Genomic DNA, 20,332 nt, shown 5'->3' with positions numbered 1-20,332 from the left:
ACAAATTGAAGGGAGAACAAGATTATGCCTTTAAATAAAGATATAAAGAAAGTATTAGTTATAGGATCAGGACCAATAATTATAGGTCAAGCGGCGGAGTTTGACTATTCAGGGACTCAAGCTTGTGAATCATTAAAAGAAGAGGGAATAGAAGTTGTACTTATAAATAGCAATCCTGCAACTATTATGACGGATAGAGAAGTTGCAGACAAAGTTTATATAGAACCTCTTACAGTAGAATTTGTAGAGAAAGTGATAGAAAAAGAAAGACCAGATAGCTTACTTCCAGGAATGGGAGGACAGACAGCATTAAATCTTGCAGTAGAGTTATATGAAAAAGGTGTGCTTGAAAAGTATAATGTAAATATAATAGGTACATCAATAGAATCTATAAAAACAGGTGAAGATAGGGAGTTATTCAGAGATGCAATGAATAAGATAAATCAACCTGTAGTTGAGAGTGAAATAATAAATGATATAGATGCTGGAAAGAAATTTGCAAATAGAATAGGTTATCCTGTTATAGTAAGGCCGGCTTATACACTTGGAGGAACTGGTGGTGGAATAGCGGAAAATGAGGATGAGCTTGAAACTATACTTGAGTCTGGACTTGAATTGAGTTCAATAGGTCAGGTGTTAATTGAAAAGAGCATAAAAGGATGGAAGGAAATAGAATATGAGGTAATGAGAGATAGCTATGGAAATTGCATAACTGTGTGTAATATGGAAAATATAGACCCAGTAGGAATACATACAGGTGATAGTATAGTTGTGGCACCAAGTCAAACTCTCTCAGATAAGGAATACCAAATGCTTAGAACTGCTTCTATAGATATAATAAATGAAGTTGGAATAGAGGGAGGATGTAATGTACAACTTGCTTTAAATCCTAATTCATTTCAATATGCTGTAATAGAAATAAATCCAAGAGTAAGCAGATCCTCTGCACTTGCTTCTAAGGCAACTGGATATCCAATTGCAAAAGTTGCCGCAAAAATTGCACTTGGATATAGATTGGATGAAATAAAAAATGCTGTTACTAAAAAAACTTATGCTTGTTTTGAACCATCCCTTGACTATGTTGTTGTTAAGATACCAAAGTGGCCTTTTGACAAGTTTCAAGGAGCAAATAGAAATCTTGGAACAAAGATGATGGCTACAGGTGAAGTTATGGCTATAGGAAGCAACTTTGAAGCTGCATTTTTAAAGGGAATAAGATCCCTTGAAATAGGAGCATATTCACTTGACTATAAAAAATTTAAAAAATTAAGTTTAGAAGAACTTAAAAACAGAATTAAGTGTCCAGATGATGAGAGAATATTTGCACTTTCTGAAATGATAAGAAGAGGATATAGAGTATCTATGTTATCTTGCATAACAGGAATGGATGAATTTTTCATATACAAGTTTAAATGGATTATAGATGAGGAAGAAAAGTTGAAGAAAAGCAGTATAGATGATTTGGATAAAAAGTGGCTTACTCTTCTTAAGAAGAAAGGATTTTCAGATAAGGCTATAGCATCTATGCTAAAAGTAGATCCAGATGAAATATACAACCTTAGAAATATATGGAATATAAAACCGTCATACAAAATGGTAGATACCTGTGCAGGTGAATTTGAAGCAATTTCTCCATATTATTATTCTACTTATGAAAAAGAAGATGAAGTTCAGGTATCAGATAGAAAAAAGGTGATTGTTATAGGATCTGGACCAATAAGAATAGGTCAGGGAATAGAATTTGACTATGCTTCTGTTCATTGTGTAAAGATGCTTAGAAAATTGGATATTGAAACTATTATTATAAACAATAATCCAGAAACTGTAAGTACAGATTTTGATATTTCAGATAAATTGTATTTTGAACCTATAACTAAGGAAGAAGTTCTCAATGTAGTTGATAAAGAAAAGCCTTATGGAGTAATTCTTCAATTTGGAGGTCAAACTGCAATAAAGCTTGCTGAGTTCTTAAAAGAAAAGAATATAGCTATATTAGGTACAACTGCAGATCAAATAGATGCAGCGGAAAACAGGGAAAAGTTTGATGAACTACTTGAAAAACTTCAGATAAAAAGGCCTAAAGGTAAAGGTGTATGGACATTAAAGCAAGGACTTGAAGAAGCTAGAGCACTTGGGTTTCCAGTGCTTGTAAGGCCATCTTATGTTCTTGGTGGTCAAGGAATGGAGATAACTTACGATGAAAGGGAACTTACATACTATCTTTCAAAAGCATTTGATAAAGATAAAAAGAATCCAATACTGATAGATAAGTACTTAATGGGAAGAGAAATAGAAGTAGATGCAATATGTGATGGTTATGATGTTTTAATACCAGGGGTTATGGAACATCTTGAAAGGGCAGGTGTACATTCTGGAGATAGTATAACTATGTATCCAAGTGAGAATATAAGTGACAAAGTTAAGAAAAAGGTACTGGAATATACTAGAAGTTTGGCTCTCGAAATAAAAATAAAGGGAATGATAAATATACAGTTTATAGAATACAAGGATAATCTTTATGTAATAGAGGTGAATCCAAGAGCATCTAGAACTGTACCATATATAAGTAAAGTAAGTAATGTGCCTATTGTTGACATTGCAACAAGAGTTATGCTTGGTGAAAAACTAAAGGATATGGGGTATGGCACTGGAATCTTTAAAGAGCCTAGCATTTCAGCTGTGAAAGTTCCTGTATTTTCTACTCAGAAGTTGCCAAATGTTGAAGTTTCACTTGGACCTGAAATGCGATCTACAGGTGAAGTACTCGGAGTAGGAAAAAATCTTACGGAAGCTCTATATAAAGGCTTTATAGCTGCAAATATGTTTTCAAGTAGTGAAGTTAAAACTGTACTTGCAACTATAAGTGATCATGATAAACAGGAATTTTTACCTATAGCTAAAAAAATCAACGAATTGGGAATTAAGTTTGTAGCTACAAGAGGAACTGCAAAACTTCTAAGAGAAAATGGAATAGAGGTAAAAGAAACTAGAAAAATGAAAGAGGAAAAACCAAATATAATAGATGTTATAAAGAAAGAAGAAGTTGATTTGGTTATAAACACTCCTACAAAAGGGAATGATTCTTCAAGAGATGGATTTCATATAAGAAGAGAAGCAGTTGAGAGAAATATAGAAGTTATCACTTCTCTTGATACACTTAGGGCAATGACCTATGTTAAATATAATGGTTATAAAGACTTTAAATTTGATATATTTTCAGAATACAAGTAAATTAACCTAGGCATCCTTCATAGAATATAGTAACAGCAATTAAGGAAGGAAATTTTATGAATAAAAATGCTGGATATTATATTGAACTCACTGACGAAGCAGAGAATCTTTTAAGAAAAGGCAAATTTTTAGGTGTAGGTCATAATGGAGTGGTGTATTTACTTAAAAACAATAGAGTTATCAAGATTTTTAAAGACAAAGGTGTGTGTGCAAGTGAATATAGTATATTAAAGAAGACTTCTAAAAGCAAGCATTTTCCAAAAGTGTATTCTCATGGCGATTATTATATTGTAAGAAGTTATGCTAAAGGGACCCGGCTTGATTACTATATTAAGAAAAATGGATTGAACTATAAAACAGCACATAGCATTATAAAGCTTTTAAAAGAATTTAAAAAACTTAAATTTACTAGGTTAGACATAAGATGTAAAGATTTGTACTTAGATGAAAAATTTTTCCTAAATGTAATTGATCCTAAAAATAACTATTCAAAGAGTTGTGTTTATCCAAGACACTTGATGAAAGGACTGAATAAACTTGGAGTTCTAGATGAATTCTTAAATGTTGTTTATGAAGAATACAATGAAGTTTATGATGATTGGAGTTTTAGAATAAAAAGATATTTGAAATATGGGATAAAATAGATATGGGAAATTGTGTTATGCATCATTTTATTATATTATAATAAAATGATGCATTTTTTGTATATTTAATAATATTTTACTATAATAATTATTATATTGACAATTAATGATATTTTTATCGAAAGGTTTAGGTGGAAAATATGTTCATAACTTGTAGAAATATGTTGAATTTGCCAGGACTTGAGAAAATGAAAGTAGTGGCAGGTGCTGGTGGGTTGGATAAAGTTATTAGTTGGGTTCATGTTACTGAAATACCCAATGCAGTAAATTATGTAAGAGGAGGAGAGCTTCTATTTATAACGGGAGTTGTAATAGGTAATAATACTTCATTAATGCTTAAGTTTATTAAAGAAATAAATTTGAAAAAGTTATCTGGACTTGTTATAAATGTTGGACCATATATTAAATCAACACCTAAAGAAATTATAGACTTTGCAAATAAAGTTGATTTTCCTGTATTTGAGCTTCCATTTGAAGTTAGACTAATAGATGTAACCCAAATTATTTGTAAAAGCATTTTGATTAAAAATTCTCAAAAAGAATCTGTGAATAATTTTATGAAAGAAATAATTTTTGAGGATATAGATATTACTGATGAAATTTTAAACAGGGCGATTTTATATGGATACAGTATAAATCGATATTATTGTGCAATTGTAGTGGATATAGATGATTTTAGCTCATATATAAAGAACAATGAATTATATAATGAAGATGTTATTTTAGATATAAAAAATTATATTCAAGCTATCATTGATGAAATAATGCATAAGAACAACAAAAAATACTTTTGTGCTGTCCAAAGTGATAGTTTTTTTATTATGATTTCTTTAGGTAAAAATAATAAAAAAATGAATGATTCAGTTAAAAAAGAAATATTTAATATTGCAAATGACATAAAGATGGAAATAAATAAAAGGTTAAGTCCAATTACAGTTAGCATAGGCATAGGAGGAATATGTAGTGATTTAAAAGACTTTAAATCTGCAATTTCACAGGGAAAAAAGACTTTAGAGATATTAAAAAGATTAAATAGAAATAATGTCATTGTAAGTTATAGTGATCTGGGAGTATTTAGGCTATTTTTTGAAATGGATAGATACGATGAAATGAAAAATCTATTTAATGAAAATTTATTGAAGTTAAAAGAATATGACAAGAAAAATTCATCATGTTTGATAAAAACTCTCCATGTATATTTGAAAAATAATAGAAATTTAGGAAAGGCATCAGAAGAATTATATATCCATAGAAATACGATGAAATACAGAGTCAAGAGGATAGAAGATATATTACAATGCGATTTAAAAGATGAAGAAGTGGTATTTAATATTAAGTTATGTATGCAAATTGGAATTTTTTTAAATTTGATTAAGATATAGTTTCGGGTCATATTAAATTATGGTGTACAAAAATACAAATGAAAATTTGTACACTGTGGATATATTATTTTTCTTGATAATATGATAAATTGTATATATGTTAATTGATGATTTATTAATTAATTAATGGCATAATTGATAAATATATATAATATAGTCCAAAATTCAATTTAAATGGAGGTGATGATTTTGCAGTATTCTATATTTCAAAGTCCTAGAAATATAATTTATGGAGAAGGTTCATTAAGTGTGATTGGAAGAGCAACTGAAAAATTTGGCAAAAAAATTATGGTGATTACAGGAAAAAGCTCATCTAAAAAGTCAGGAGCTTTAGATAAAATAATATATAGCTTGAAAGAAAAAAAATTGGATTATGTAGTTTTTGATAAAATAGAATCTGATCCAGATGCAGATACAATAAGATTTGGAGTAAAGATTGCAAAAGAAAATAATATAGATTCGGTAATAGCAATTGGAGGTGGAAGTGTATTAGATGCATCTAAAGCCATAAGTATGGTAGTTACAAATGGTGGGGATATTGTTGAATATGAAAGTAAACATCCACAAAAAGATATATTGCCTATAATAGCTGTTCCGACTACAGCAGGCACAGGTAGTGAAGTAAGTAAGTTTTCAATAATAACAGATAAAAAAAGAAAAATTAAAATGTTAATTTCAAGTGATTTACTTATTCCAAAAGTTGCAATTGTTGATCCAGAATTAACTTTGACAATGCCGCCAAAGGTTACAGCTGCAACTGGAATGGATGCATTTACGCATGCTATAGAAGCATATATATCTAAGGCATCTCAGCCTATGTCAGATGTATATGCTATAAAAGCTATAAAAATGATAAGTAGTAATCTTCCTAAGGCAGTGTTAAAAGGAGATGATATAGCTGTAAGAAAAAATATGATGATTGGACAAATGTATGCTGGACTTGCTTTTAGTAATTCATCTACTGCACTTGTTCATTCCATGTCTAGACCTCTTGGAGCCTATTATGGTATTCCACATGGGCTTGCAAATGCACTATTGCTTCCGGAAGTTATGAAATTCAATAGGGCAGCATGTGCAGAAAAGTTTAGAACTATGGCAATGGCTATGGGTGAAGTTGTATCTGGCAAGTCTGTGCGAGAAGCTAGTTATTTGGCTATAGATGTTGTGAAAAATATATTTTTAGAAACTGGACTTCCTACTAGATTAAAAGACCTTGGAGTGGATAAAAATACTTTTATAAATATGGCACAAGATGCAATGAAAAGTAGAACAACTTCACTTAATCCAAGAATACCTACAATAGAAAATATTGTAGAAATATATAAAAATATATACTAAAATTTTACTTATGTTTTAAGGAGGATAATAATGGATACGGTGCAAAACAAAGAATTGGAAATGGGTGTAGAAAATATAAAAAAATATGATAAAAAATATAATATGCATTCATGGAGTGCACAAAAAACACTTGATCCACTTGTTATTACAAAAGCCGAGGGAATTTATTTTTGGGACAGCAACGGAAATAGATATATGGACATGTCTTCTCAACTTGTAAATGCAAATATAGGTCATGGAAATAAAAAGGTAATAGATGCAATTAAAACTCAAGCTGAAAAGATGCCATTTATGGGACCTGCATATGCAGTTGATGTAAGAGCAAAATTAGCTGCTAAAGTAATAGAAAAAGCTCCAGATAACATGGGGAAGGTATTTTTTACATTAGGAGGGGCAGATGCAAATGAAAATGCTATAAAAATAGCAAAGATGTATACAGGAAGATTTAAAATATTTTCCAGATATAGATCTTATCATGGGGCAAGTTTTGGAGCAGCAAATCTAAGTGGAGAACCAAGAAGATATACTTGTGAACCTGGTATACCAGGATTTGTGAAATTTTTCGATCCCTATGTTTATAGGGAAAATATAAAATTTGAAAGTGAGGAAAAAGCTTCTGAATTTTACCTTGGGAAATTAAGAGAACAATTAATATATGAAGGCACAGATAGCATCGCAGCTATTGTTATTGAAACTATAACAGGAAGTAATGGTGTTATTATTCCACCTAAAGGATATCTTCAGGGAATAAGAAAATTATGTGATGAATTTGGAATAGTTATGGTATGTGATGAAGTTATGGCAGGATGGGGAAGAACAGGAGAATGGTTTGCATGTGATAATTGGAATGTAAAACCAGATATAATTACATTTGCAAAGGGGATTACTTGCGGTTATGTTCCTCTTGGGGGTGTTTTAGTAGATAAAAAAATAGCAGAATATTTTGATAATAATGTACTTATGTGTGGACTTACCTATAATGCACATCCACTTGCCTGTGCTGCAGGGTGTGCAACTTTAGAAGTATATGAAGAAGAAAATTTAATAGAAAATTCTAAAAATATGGGAATTGTATTAGGGCAGTATTTAGAGAAAATAAAAGAAAAGCATTCTAGTATAGGAGATGTTAGATATATAGGATTATTTTCAGCAATAGAACTAGTTAAGGACAGAAAAACTAAAGAACCACTTGTACCTTATGGAAAAGATCCAAATGGGGTGATGCCTAAAATTATAGCTATGCTAAGAAAAAAAGGATTTTCAACTTATTCACATGAAAGTTGTATTATGGTAGCTCCGCCACTTATTATAACTAAAGAAGAACTAGAAGAAGCTATGAATATTTTAGATGAGGTAATGTATTCAATTGATGAATATGTAGAAAAATTAAAAAAATAGAAAGGGTGTATTAAAATGAAAAATGTAAGTTGTGATAAGGAGAGAATGAAAGATAAGATTGTTACATTCAGTAAATTTGGAGATACTGGCAGAGGAGGTATAACAAGACTTTCTTTAGCAAAACCTGATATTCAGGCAAGGGATGAATTCTGTAAAAGAATGAAAAAACTTGGAGCACAAATTGAATTAGATGATATGGCAAATATTTATGCAACATTTGAAGGATCAGAAAATCTTCCTCGTATTGCAATGGGATCACATTGCGATTCAGTAGTACAAGGTGGAAATTATGATGGTATTTTAGGTGTAATGACAGCAATGGAAGCAATTGAAACTATAGTTACAGAAAAAATTCCACACCGTCACCCAATTACAGTTATGATTTGGACCAATGAAGAAGGTGCTCGTTTTGATCCTGCAATGATGTCATCAGGTGTTATTACAGGTAAATTTGATAAGGAAAAAATGTTACAGTCAAAAGACACAGAAGGCATAACATTTGGAGAAGCTTTAGATGCAAGTGGATATAAAGGAAGTGAAAATAATAGGATAAATCCTAAAGATTATATGGCATTTGTGGAGTTACATGTTGAGCAAGGACCTGTTCTTGAAAATGAAAAGAAAGATATTGGTGTTGTAGAAGGTGTTGTTGGAATGGTAAATTATGAATTTGAATTTATAGGACAAGCAGGTCATGCAGGAACTGTTCCTCAAAAAATGAGAAAAGATGCACTTCTAGCAGCTTGTGAGGCTATACAATATTTGCATAGAGAGCTTGATAAACTTGATGATAAACTAGTTTATACTACTGGTAGAATTAATTGTTCACCAAATATACACACTATCATACCAGATGATGTTAAATTTACTTTAGATGCCAGACATCAAGATCCGGAAGTTATAAAGCAAGTAGTTGAAATTATTAAGAATATTCCTAAGGAACTTGCAAAGTGTAAAGTTAGTTACAGGGAATTATGGTCTCGTAAAACTATAAGCTTTAATAAAGAATTAGTTGACTTAGTTGAAAAAGGTGCAAATCATTATGGATATTCCAATATGAGAATGTATAGTGGTCCAGGACATGATGCTCAATTTGTTGCAGATATGCTTCCTACAACTATGATATTTGTTCCAAGCATTGGAGGACATAGCCATTGTGAAATAGAAAATACTCCGCTTGATAATTGCCTTAAAGGAGCTAATGTGGTTCTTCAAACTATATTAGCTATTGATAAAAAGTAGTAGAAGTAAATAAAATCCGTGATTCTCATAAACACTGAATTGCGGATTTTAATAAAAATTAGTGAAAGAAGGGATTATTTATGGAAGAACCAGTACAAAAAGATATATGTGAATTAGATAATATCGATGAAGATATTCTACAAAGTAAATTATATAATAGTGATAATGCTCCAATACCTATAAACGGAAGAACGTGGAATACTTATAATTTTACTGCACTATGGGTTGGAATGGCACACTGTATACCAACATATATGCTTGCATCGAGTTTGATATCATTAGGTATGAATTGGAAACAAGCCTTATTTACTATTACACTTGGTAACTTAATAGTTTTAATACCAATTTTGTTGAATGCTCATCCAGGTGCTAAATATGGTATTAACTTTCCTGTATTTTCAAGAGTATCTTTTGGAGTGCTTGGGGCAAATATACCTGCACTACTCAGAGCTGTTGTTGCATGTGGTTGGTTTGGGATAAATACCTATATAGGTGGAAGTGCATTAAATGTATTATTTTCTGCTATTATTCCTAGATGGAATACAATAGGGGGGAACTTTGAGATAGCTGGACTTAGTGTTCCTATGGGAATAACTTTTATGATATTTTGGTCACTTGAAATGTTTATTATATTTAGAGGCATGGAAGAACTCAAAAAATTTGAAAATTGGGCAGCCCCAATGGTAATGGTATTAACATTTATTTTAATGATATGGGCTGTGAAATCTGCACATGGATTTGGACCTTTATTAAGTGAAACTGGGAAACTTAATACTTTCAATGATTTTATGTCAGTTTTTCCGGCTGCACTTACAAGTATGGTAGGGTATTGGGCAACATTATCTTTAAATATACCAGATTTTACAAGATATGCAAAAGGACAAAAGGAGCAGTTAATAGGACAATCTATTGGACTTCCATTAACTATGACTATATTTTCTGCAATGGGAATAATAATAACATCTGCCACAGTGGTTATATATGGTAAAAGTATGTGGAGTCCAGTAGACATAATATCAAAATTCAATAATCCATTTGCAATTTTAATTGGATTCTTTGGTATAGTAGTTGCATCACTTTCTGTTAATATAGCTGCAAATATAGTTTCTCCAGCAAATGATTTCTCAAATTTATCTCCAAAACATATAAGTTTTAAAACTGGAGGACTTATAACTGGAATTATAGGGATACTTATAATGCCATGGAAACTTTTAGCAGATCCTAGTGGTTATGTATATGTATGGCTTGATACTTATTCAGGGATACTTGGACCTATTGCTGCAATAATTATATGTGACTATTGGATTATAAGAAAAAAGAATATAAATCTCAGAGAATTATACTTATTAAATGGGGTATATACCTATAATAAAGGATTTAATCCAAAAGCAATGATTTCACTTGCTGTAGGAATAGTTGCGGCACTTATAGGAAAAATAATTCCAAGCTTGAATATATTATCTAATTATGCATGGTTTGTAGGTTTTGGAGTGTCATTTGTAATATATTATTTGATAAACATATCTTCAATGGAAGATAAAAGTAAAGTTGAAAACTTAGAAAAATAAATATACTGAATATTGTGTATAATAAAAAATTTAGATTATAAAGGAGTGTTTTACTTGGATACAATTATAAAAAATGGAATAGTAATAACAGCTTTAGACACTTATAAAGCTGATATAGGTATAGAAAATGGTAAAATTACAGCTATTTCTTCAAAATTAACTGATAACAATGCGAAAATTATTGATGCACAGGGAAAGTATGTACTTCCTGGAGCTATAGATGGGCACACACATCTTCAAATGCCTTTTGGTGGGACTATATCTGCGGATAGTTATGAAGCAGGAACGAGAGCAGCAGCCTGTGGAGGAACTACTACTGTATTTGATTTTGCACTTCAACAAAAAGGTCATGGAATTATACAGACAGTTAAAGAAAGAGATGAGTTATGTGCCCCTCAAGCTTGTGTAGATTATGCATTTCATGTTGTAATATCTGACTTAAGAGATGAAGTCTTAGATGAATTTAAAGAAGCTGTAGATTATGGTGTACCTAGTTTCAAAGTGTATATGGTATATAAAAAAGAGGGATTGATGGCAGATGATGGTTTACTGTATAAAGTATTGAAAAAGTCTAAAGAGGTTGGTGCTATAATAGCTGTTCATGCCGAAAATCCTGATCTTATAGATATAAGAACTGAAAAATTTTTACATGAAGGGAAAACATCTGCATGGTATCATTATCTTTCTAGACCAGAATTTGTAGAAGCTGAAGCTGATAAAAGGGCAATACATTGGGCTAAGGAATTAAATTCACCACTTTATATAGTGCATCTTGCAAATAAAGAAGGTATGGAAGAAGTCAAAAAAGCAAGAGATGAAGGCTATGAAATATATGCAGAAACTTGTCCACAGTATTTGTATTTTACAAATGAAGTTTTTAAAAGAAAAGATGGAAGAAATTTTGTGTGTTCACCACCAATGAAAGGAATTGAAAGTCAAAAAGCATTGTGGAATGGAATAAAAAGCGGAGATATTTCTACTATTGCTACAGATCATTGTCCTTTTCAATCTTATGAAAAAGACTGGGGAAAAGATGATTTTACAAAGATTCCTAATGGGTGTATGGGAATAGAAAATATGTATCCTTATATGCTTAGTGAGGCAAATAAAGGTAGAATCTCATTTAATAAAGTGGTTGAACTTTGTTCTTCAAATCCTGCCAAGATATATGGTTGTGCACCACAGAAAGGAAGTATTGTAATAGGAGGAGATGCGGATATAGTTATATATGATCCAAAAAAGGATTTTACAATATCAAAAGATAATATGCATTCTGATGTAGATTATACAATATGGGAAGGAGTTAAACTTAAAGGATATCCTGTAATGACATTTTCGAGAGGGAAATTGGTATTTAAAGATGGAAAATTTATTGGAGAACCAGGATGGGGAAAGTTTATAAAGAGAAAGCGAAATTAATATTGATTTTTAGGAGGCATCTAATATGGTAAATAATATGAGATTTAATAAATTAATAGAGGAATCCACAAGGTGTCTTTTATGTTATGATCCACCTTGCAGTAAAATGTGTCCTGCAGAAAAAGATCCCGCATCTATTATAATGTCTTTGAGATTTAAAAATTATAAACGAGCTTTTTTAAAATCAAGTGAAAATTTAAGAAATAAAGGGCATTGCAGTGAAGCATGTAATAATGTGATGTACTGCCAAAGAAATTGTGTAAGAGGTAAAATTGACAGACCCATACAATTAAGAATAGTTCAGGAAATTTTATGTAATGGGAAGTTATTAGAGGAGGTTTGATATATGAATGATTCTGAAGATATTTCTATAGATTTCTGTGGTATAAAGTGTGAGAATCCATTCTTTTTATCATCTTCGGTAGTTGGAAGTAATTATGAAATGTGCTCTAAAGCATTTGAAATGGGTTGGGGGGGAATTGTATTTAAGACTATTGGATTTTATGTATCTGATGAAGTGTCTCCACGATTTGATGTAATAGGAAAAGAGAATACACCTTTTATAGGGTTTAGGAATCTAGAGCAAATTTCAGAACATCCTTTAGAAGAAAACCTCAAGTATATGAAAAAATTGAAAGAAAGATATCCAAGAAAAGTTCTTGTTGCTTCAATTATGGGACAAACTGAAGAAGAATGGACTGAATTAGCAAAAATGGTGACAGAAGTAGGTTGTGATATGATTGAATGTAATTTCTCTTGTCCACAAATGGCATCGGATTGTATGGGATCAGATGTGGGTCAAAATCCTCAACTTGTAGAAAAATATTGTAAGGCTGTAAGGAGAGGAACTAGTTTACCTATAATTGCTAAAATGACACCTAATATTACAGATATGGTAGTACCAGCAGAAGCATCAATACATGGAGGGGCAAATTCTATAGCGGCTATTAATACAATAAAAAGTATAACAAGAGTTGATCTTGAAAAATTTTGTCCGTATCCTATAGTAAATGGAAGGTCATCAGTTTCTGGATACTCTGGAAAGGCAATAAAGCCTATAGCACTTAGATTTATATATGATTTGGCAAGTAGTCCTAAATTAAAAAATATTCCAATAAGTGGGATGGGAGGAATAGAAACATGGCAAGATGCAGTAGAATTTATACTTATGGGAGCTTCTAATATACAAATTACCACAGCAGTTATGCAATATGGATATAGGATAATAAATGATTTAAAAGATGGACTATCAAATTATATGAAGAAGATGGGATTTGAAAAATTACATGATATGGTTGGAATTGCAATTAAGAATATTATATCTGCAGAAAAGCTTGATAGATCTTATATAATATATCCTAAATTTCAGGATTACAACTGTGTAGGTTGTGGAAGATGCTATATATCTTGTTATGATGGTGGACATCAGGCAATAAAATGGGATAATAAAAATAGAAAGCCAATTCTTTTAAAGGATAAGTGTGTTGGATGTCATCTATGTGTAAATATATGTCCTGTAAATGATATAGTATATGGGGAGAAAGAGGATAAAGTAAAAAAATACTTTAATGAAGCTAATAATTTTATCTATAATAAAAAATAATGAGTCTGTCGCACTAAAAATTAGTGTGACAGTTTTTTGCATAAAAGTAAATCTCCAACTCGAAAGAGTGAAAGATTTATAGAATCATGCTATGACTCGTCAAATTAGAAGGTTTACCAGTGCCATATCATTTTAAGTTTATAAGATTTCGAAGTTTTCATTTTGCTCCTTGCTCAGAAAAAATTATGGTTGAAATGATAAATTTTCTTTATGAAATTGGAGAAGTATTAGTTGCTGAATGTGGAGAACTGAAAACGCTGTTGTGTTAGCAAATTTTTTTATGCTAATGTGATAAGCCCTTAGTATGGTTTTAAATTTATAGAAAAAGTATTTTTATTTAGTGTATAATAGAATTATTGCAATTAGTAGGAGGGACAAAATAAGATGATTTTTTTATCAACAGCGCTATATTATGAAGCAAAAAGCTTTATAGATAGATTCTCTTTGAAAAAAGATAACACTATAAATAAATTTCAAGTATTTAAAAATGAAGATATTGTGCTTATAATTACTGGAACTGGAGCTATAAATACAGCATGTGCCTGTACATATTTAATTAGCAAGTTTGATGCTAATAAATACGATACTTTTATAAATATAGGCATTTGTGGAAGTGTAGATAGAAGTGTAGACATAGGAAGTGCTATATTGATGAATAAAATAATAGATAATGGGACTGGCAGAGAATTTTACCCTGATTTGCTTTATAGTCATCCTTTTGAGGAAGGATGTCTTGAAAGCTTTGATGCACCAGTTAAAGATAAATGTAATATTAAAGGAAGCTTTGTGGATATGGAAGGAGCAGCTTTTTTTCAATCTGTATCAATATTTATGCCACCACATAGAATATTTTGTATAAAAGTTGTTTCTGATTACTTAAATAATGAAAAAGTTACAAGATATGATGTTAGTCATTTAATTAAGATTAATATAGATAAAATAAGTAATTGGATTGTTTCTATAAGAGATAAAACTTCTAAACCAAAAGATATTTTGGAAGAAAAGGATATGGATTATATAAATGAAATAGTAAATAATTTTAAATTATCTGTAACTATGCAACATGAATTGAGAAAATTAGCTGAGAATTATAAAATTATGAATGAAAATTTAATTCTTGCACTTGAGCCTTTTACCCAAATTTATTGTACTTCAAAACAGGAAGGGAAGATATATTTTGAACAGCTTAAAAGACAACTTGAAACAGTGTAGTTTTTCTCATATATATGTAGAAAATAGAGCATTTAAAAATGAAAATACTAAGAAGATACTTTCAAATTTTAAAAATTCTAAAATTATTCCAATAAATCATTATAAAGATGTATTTAATAGAAAAAATCAAGACTTCTTGTTGCAAAAAAAGTCACCAAATTTAATACTTGCAGTTAAAGAAAATGGTTTGATTTATAAAGGAGCTAAAGTATGTGAGAGTTTTGGAAATGAATATTTTTACTACACTTCTTCAATTATGAATTGTATATATAACTGTGAATACTGCTATCTTCAAGGTATGTATCCTTCTGCAAATGTAGTTGTATTTGTAAATCTTGATGATGTATTGAATGAAGTGACACATATTTTAGAAAAACATTCTGCATATATATGTATATCTTATGATACAGATATTTTAGCTTTTGAGAATATAACTGGATTTGCTAGAAAGTGGATAGATTTTGCAAGAAAGCATAAAAATTTAAGTATAGAAATAAGGACAAAAAGTGCAAATTTTAAATCTATAGAAAATTTAAATCCTACTGAAAATGTTATACTTGCATGGACATTTTCACCTGAATATGTAGTTAATAAATACGAAGTAAACACTCCTAATTTATATTCAAGATTGAAAAGTGCAAAATCTGCCATTTCTAATGGGTGGAAAGTTAGATTGTGTTTTGATCCAATTTTATATATTAAAAATTGGAAAGAGCATTATAGAAAATGTATAGAGGATACTTTTAAGGTGATTTCACCAACTGAAATTGAAGATGTTAGTGTTGGTACATTTAGAGTTTCAAAGGATTACTTTAAGAAAATGAAGAAGTTAAACCCAAGGTCTAAGATACTAGCTTATCCTTTTTGCAACAAAGAAGGAGTATTTACATATTCAAAAGAACATAATGAAGCTATGATGAATTTTGCATACAATATTTTAGCTAAATATGTAAAAGAGGAAAGTATATTTATATAGATTATCTTAAGAAAAAAGTCTATAGTAAAATTATGACCTATAATAAAATTGGCAGGTGATTAACATATGAAAACAGCAATTGTAACAGGAGCATCTTCAGGAATAGGACTTGAAATTTCAAAGCAATTGTTAGCTATTGATTATAAAGTATATGGTTTTGGAAGAAATTTTTCAAAAGCTGATATAGAAGATGAAAATTTCATAGAGGAAATTTGTGATGTTGAGGATATAGATAAATTGTGTAAAATCATACATAGGATAAAAAAGGAAAATAATGAGATAAATCTCCTAGTAAATAACGCAGGTGTAGGATATTTTGGACCTCACGAAGAATTAAATCCCAAAAAAATACATCACATGGTTTCAACTAATTTGGAAGTTCCAATGGTGCTTTCAAATATTTTGCTGAGGGATTTGAAAAAGAGCAAAGGCATGATAGTTAATATATCTTCAATTACTGCAAAAGAAATAAGTACATATGGTTGTGCATACTCAGCAACAAAGGCAGGAATAACTCACTTTGGAGAAAGTCTTTTTGCAGAAGTTAGGAAAACTGGAGTGAAGGTTGTTTCTGTACATCCGGATATGACAAAATCAAATTTTTATAGAAATGCTAATTTTAGTGAAGATGATAGTAGCCTTGATTTTTATATAAGTCCAGATACTGTAGCAGATGTAGTAAGGTCAATAATAACTCAAAGGGATAATGTGGTAATAACTGATATTAGCATAAAACCTCAAAAACATAGGATAAAAAGAAAATAAAGATCATAAGAATATATTTCTTTAATTCTAAAATATTTTGTGATATAATTAACATGATAATGTAATCGATTTATTAAATATTAATTTGAGATAAAGGGGAGATTAAAATGTCAAGAATTATTATTTCTACTGGAAAATATATACAAGGAAATGGAGAGCTGAAGAAGATAAGTTCTTACGTTAAAAGTTTGGGAAACAGTTTTTTCGTAATAGCAAGTGAAAATGGAATAAAAAGAAGCGGCGATGTGATAAAGGAAAGTTTTAAGAATTTAAATTGTAAATTGACTTTTGAGAAGTTCAATGGTGAGTGTACAAAAGGTGAGATAGATAGAATTTGTAAACGTTTTAAAGAAAGTGACAGTAATGTGATTATTGGAATGGGTGGTGGAAAGATATTTGATACGGCAAAAGCTGTTGCTTATTTTGTCGATGTTCCAGTAGTAATAGTTCCAACTATAGCAGCAACAGATGCACCTTGTAGTGCACTTTCTGTAATTTATACTGATGCAGGTGTTTTTAGTGAATATTTAGTACTTCCTAAAAACCCAGATATTGTGTTAGTGGATTCAGATATAGTTGCAAAGGCTCCAGTAAGATTACTTGTATCAGGAATGGGAGATGCACTTGCAACATACTTTGAAGCAAGGGCTTGTGTAAAGTCTGGAGCTCTTACAATGGCAGGTGCTAAACCTACAAAGGCTGCATTTGGACTATCAAGAATATGCTATGACACACTACTTAAAGATGGACTTAAGGCTAAAATAGCAGCATCTAATAAAGTTTCTACAGAGGCTCTTGAAAATGTAATAGAAGCAAATACTTATTTGAGTGGAGTTGGATTTGAAAGCAGTGGGCTTGCAGCAGCACATGCAATTCACAATGGACTTACAGTTATTAAAGAATGCCATCATTTATATCATGGTGAAAAAGTGGCTTTTGGTACACTTGTTCAATTAGTACTTGAAAATAGTCCTATGGATGAAATAGAAACAGTTATAAATTTCTGTAAGCAAGTTGGGCTTCCAATAACTTTAGCTGATCTTGGAATAGAAAAAATAGATAATTCAATGATTATGAAAGCTGCTGAAACTTCTTGTGCTGAAGGAGAAACAATTCACAATATGCCATTTGATGTTACAAAAGAAGATGTGTATGCTGCCATACTTTCAGCAGATAAAATAGGAAGGATGTATAAGTAGATAAATTTTATTTTAAGCTATTGATGGCTTGCAGTGCAAATTTAATTTGTATTGCAAGCCATCAATAGCTTGTCTTTAATTTTAACAATTCATTAAAAGTTAAATTTCAATTATAAGCTGAGTAATTATTTTTGCAAGTATGCTTTCAGCACCTGAATTTAAGTTTATTTTAGATTCTGTTATTCCATCATAACAGCTGTTCGTGAGTTTGTTTATAATTGGCTTATTTATAGAATTATTTCCAGTAAACCATTCATAGCATAATAATGCTCTCTCTTTATAAAAGGTGTCTTTTGTTAAATTATAAGCTTCTTTATATAAAATGGCACTTCCACAGGCTTCAATAGGTTGTTCATCAAATTTTGCAGGGTAAGGATCCCCTTTTTTATACCAACCTTTGCATCCTATTGGTTTAAAGAAACCATCTTTAAAGTAAATTTTATCTAAAAATTTTAAAGAATTTATAGCAATTGAATAATAATCCTTTTTACCCGTTATACCGTAACTTCTAAATAGACTAAGAGGTATTATGGAATTAGCATAAGTTAATTTATCTTCAAACCATTTCCAAGAATCATCTGAATTATTTAAAAAATTTTCTACTAACCAATTAGAGATTTCAATTATATATTTTTTTATAGTTTCTTTAATTGATATCAATTTGTTTTTACTGGATGTAGATTGATTTATATTTGTTTTACATAGGGAATTGTAAATTAGACATAATCCTATTAAAGAATATGATTTTCCTCTTATAGAAGTTAATGTACCTATATTATTTAGAGCATTTTTTATAAGTTTGAATGCGGAATATTTTATATTTTCATCAATATAATTTGAGTTTATTGTAAATCCAAGACACCAGAGGCATCTTCCAAAGCAATCCTCTGATCCATTTTCTTCTAGAAAATGTCTATCATAATCCATGAAATTTCTAAAGCCACCATTTTTATTCTGTGCATATGTTAAAAATGAAAGATACCTTAATATCAAATTTAAGTATTTATTAGTTCTATACTTTTCATATAGAAGAATACTTGCTATTAATGCTCTTGCATTGTCATCAGTAGTATATCCGGATTTTGGATCTGGTACAGCAAAGTTACTATGCTGTATCATTCCAGTATCATCTGTAAGTATGAATATTGGGTAGGAATCTGATTCAGTAAACATATATTATATCACCTGCATATTATATTTATTGTTTTTAATGACTAGTGAAAATAGATCCTCATATTTTTCTGCTATTTTAGGCCATCTCATATTTTCTCCAAAAGCTGTTATTTTTTTCTCGATCATTGACTTTTGATCTGGATTGTCAAGTAAAAATTCAATTGATTTGTAAAGTGAATCTGCATTTTTAAATTCTGCAAGTAATCCTTTTTTATTTTTTAATATTTCAAGTGCATATCTATAAGGAGTTGATACTATGGCTTTTCCATAACCAGCAGCATAAGCAAGAGTACCACTTACATATTGTTCTTCTCCTAAATAAGGAGTCATGTATATATCTGATAAAGCTAAATAATCTACTATTTCTCTTTTTGTAAGATACTTGTTTACAAAACTTACATTATCCTCTATACCAAGGTCTTTTACTTTATTTTTTAAACTATCTCTGTAACTCTCTCCATGTTCACTTTTTACACAAGGATGAGTTTTACCAAGAATTAGATAAAGAACCTCTGGATGTTTTACTGCAACCTTTGCAATAGCTTCTATTGCATATTCAATTCCCTTGCCTGGACTTAAAAGACCGAAAGTACTTATAATACATCTATTTTCATATCCAAATTTTTCTTTGAGGTTTTTTCTACTATCTACAGCAATATCGGGTACACCATGATGTATAACGTGAATTTTTGAAGAAGGTATATTATATGCATTGCTCAGTATTTGTGATGAATTTTGAGACATTATTATTATTTTTTCACTTTTCATTCCTAAATTATGAATTATTGATTTTTGCTTTTGGTCAGGTTTTGATAAGATAGTGTGCAAGGTAGTTACAAATGGAATTTTAAGATTATCTATGAAGTCAAGTACATATTCACCTTGATTTCCACCATATATTCCATATTCATGTTCTATTACTACGAGATCTACATTTGAATTATTTATCTTTTCTGCTAGTTTTTTATAATCACTTTTTTCAAACTGATTTAAAGTGAAAAGTACTTCATTTCCGTAATTATACTCTTTATTATTTATAGCTATTATTTTGTATGAATTTAAAGGATAGCCAACTTTTAAATTTTTAACTAAATCTTCTGTAAATGTTGCTATTCCACATTCTCTAGGTGGATATGTGCTCAAAAATACTACGTTTTTACCCATTTGAATCACTCCTCTAAT

At 30.2% G+C, this 20,332-nt stretch carries 17 protein-coding genes; 15 read left to right on the top strand and 2 right to left on the bottom strand.

What is annotated here, in order from left to right; translation table 11 throughout:
• Positions 1–24: 24 nt before the first annotated feature.
• The 15 genes from carB to H2684_RS03275 all read left to right on the top strand — a co-directional run bounded on the left by carB (position 25) and on the right by H2684_RS03275 (position 17,977).
• Positions 25–3,231 carry a carbamoyl-phosphate synthase large subunit gene (gene carB, locus H2684_RS03345; RefSeq protein ID WP_182087941.1) on the top strand — a complete coding sequence of 1,069 codons (3,207 nt, stop codon included), beginning with the start codon at positions 25–27 and terminating at the stop codon, positions 3,229–3,231.
• Between the two features lie 56 nt (positions 3,232–3,287).
• Positions 3,288–3,875 carry a protein kinase gene (locus H2684_RS03340; RefSeq protein ID WP_182087940.1) on the top strand — a complete coding sequence of 196 codons (588 nt, stop codon included), beginning with the start codon at positions 3,288–3,290 and terminating at the stop codon, positions 3,873–3,875.
• Positions 3,876–4,015: 140 nt separating this feature from the next.
• A complete protein-coding gene (locus H2684_RS03335; RefSeq protein WP_182087939.1) occupies positions 4,016–5,257 on the top strand; it encodes a PucR family transcriptional regulator ligand-binding domain-containing protein in 1,242 nt (413 codons plus the stop codon).
• Between the two features lie 189 nt (positions 5,258–5,446).
• Positions 5,447–6,595: an iron-containing alcohol dehydrogenase gene (locus tag H2684_RS03330; protein WP_182087938.1), complete on the top strand. Its 1,149-nt coding sequence runs from the start codon at positions 5,447–5,449 to the stop codon at positions 6,593–6,595.
• Positions 6,596–6,625: 30 nt separating this feature from the next.
• Complete coding sequence (locus H2684_RS03325) at positions 6,626–7,993, top strand: aminotransferase class III-fold pyridoxal phosphate-dependent enzyme (RefSeq protein ID WP_182087937.1); 1,368 nt, start codon at positions 6,626–6,628, stop codon at positions 7,991–7,993.
• A 15-nt stretch (positions 7,994–8,008) separates the two neighbouring features.
• Complete coding sequence (locus H2684_RS03320; RefSeq protein WP_182087936.1) at positions 8,009–9,235, top strand: Zn-dependent hydrolase; 1,227 nt, start codon at positions 8,009–8,011, stop codon at positions 9,233–9,235.
• An 80-nt stretch (positions 9,236–9,315) separates the two neighbouring features.
• On the top strand, positions 9,316–10,803 hold the full coding sequence (locus H2684_RS03315; protein WP_182087935.1) for an NCS1 family nucleobase:cation symporter-1: 1,488 nt from the start codon (positions 9,316–9,318) through the stop codon (positions 10,801–10,803).
• 54 nt (positions 10,804–10,857) lie between these two features.
• A complete protein-coding gene (gene hydA, locus H2684_RS03310) occupies positions 10,858–12,222 on the top strand; it encodes a dihydropyrimidinase (RefSeq protein WP_182087934.1) in 1,365 nt (454 codons plus the stop codon).
• A gap of 25 nt (positions 12,223–12,247) precedes the next feature.
• Positions 12,248–12,565, top strand: a complete 318-nt coding sequence (locus H2684_RS03305) for a hypothetical protein (protein ID WP_182087933.1) — start codon at positions 12,248–12,250, stop codon at positions 12,563–12,565.
• A gap of 3 nt (positions 12,566–12,568) precedes the next feature.
• Complete coding sequence (gene preA, locus H2684_RS03300) at positions 12,569–13,825, top strand: NAD-dependent dihydropyrimidine dehydrogenase subunit PreA (protein ID WP_182087932.1); 1,257 nt, start codon at positions 12,569–12,571, stop codon at positions 13,823–13,825.
• 119 nt (positions 13,826–13,944) lie between these two features.
• Entirely contained in the window at positions 13,945–14,094 is a 150-nt protein-coding gene (locus H2684_RS03295) for a hypothetical protein (RefSeq protein ID WP_182087931.1), read from the top strand.
• A gap of 115 nt (positions 14,095–14,209) precedes the next feature.
• Complete coding sequence (locus H2684_RS03290; protein ID WP_182087930.1) at positions 14,210–15,037, top strand: hypothetical protein; 828 nt, start codon at positions 14,210–14,212, stop codon at positions 15,035–15,037.
• On the top strand, positions 15,003–16,013 hold the full coding sequence (locus H2684_RS03285) for a spore photoproduct lyase family protein (RefSeq protein ID WP_182087929.1): 1,011 nt from the start codon (positions 15,003–15,005) through the stop codon (positions 16,011–16,013). The genes H2684_RS03290 and H2684_RS03285 overlap by 35 nt, the downstream gene beginning before the upstream one ends.
• Before the next feature lie 66 nt (positions 16,014–16,079).
• Positions 16,080–16,778 carry an SDR family NAD(P)-dependent oxidoreductase gene (locus tag H2684_RS03280; protein ID WP_182087928.1) on the top strand — a complete coding sequence of 233 codons (699 nt, stop codon included), beginning with the start codon at positions 16,080–16,082 and terminating at the stop codon, positions 16,776–16,778.
• 107 nt (positions 16,779–16,885) lie between these two features.
• Positions 16,886–17,977, top strand: coding sequence for a glycerol dehydrogenase (locus H2684_RS03275; protein WP_182087927.1), 1,092 nt, complete (start codon positions 16,886–16,888; stop codon positions 17,975–17,977).
• Positions 17,978–18,076: 99 nt separating this feature from the next.
• On the opposite strand, the gene H2684_RS03270 is transcribed toward H2684_RS03275, so the two are convergent.
• Both H2684_RS03270 and H2684_RS03265 read right to left on the bottom strand, forming a co-directional pair.
• The gene (locus H2684_RS03270) at positions 18,077–19,150 is read right to left on the bottom strand and encodes a glycosyltransferase (protein ID WP_182087926.1); all 1,074 of its coding nucleotides are present in this window, start codon (positions 19,148–19,150) and stop codon (positions 18,077–18,079) included.
• A 3-nt stretch (positions 19,151–19,153) separates the two neighbouring features.
• Positions 19,154–20,314 carry a glycosyltransferase family 4 protein gene (locus tag H2684_RS03265; RefSeq protein ID WP_182087925.1) on the bottom strand — a complete coding sequence of 387 codons (1,161 nt, stop codon included), beginning with the start codon at positions 20,312–20,314 and terminating at the stop codon, positions 19,154–19,156.
• Positions 20,315–20,332 lie beyond the last annotated feature (18 nt).

The sequence above is a fragment of the Clostridium sp. cel8 genome (assembly GCF_014050525.1).
In the GTDB taxonomy this organism is placed as follows: Bacteria; Bacillota; Clostridia; order Clostridiales; family Clostridiaceae; genus Clostridium_B.
Note: the sequence above shows the minus strand (reverse complement) of the source record. Positions and strands in the feature narration are given on the sequence as shown.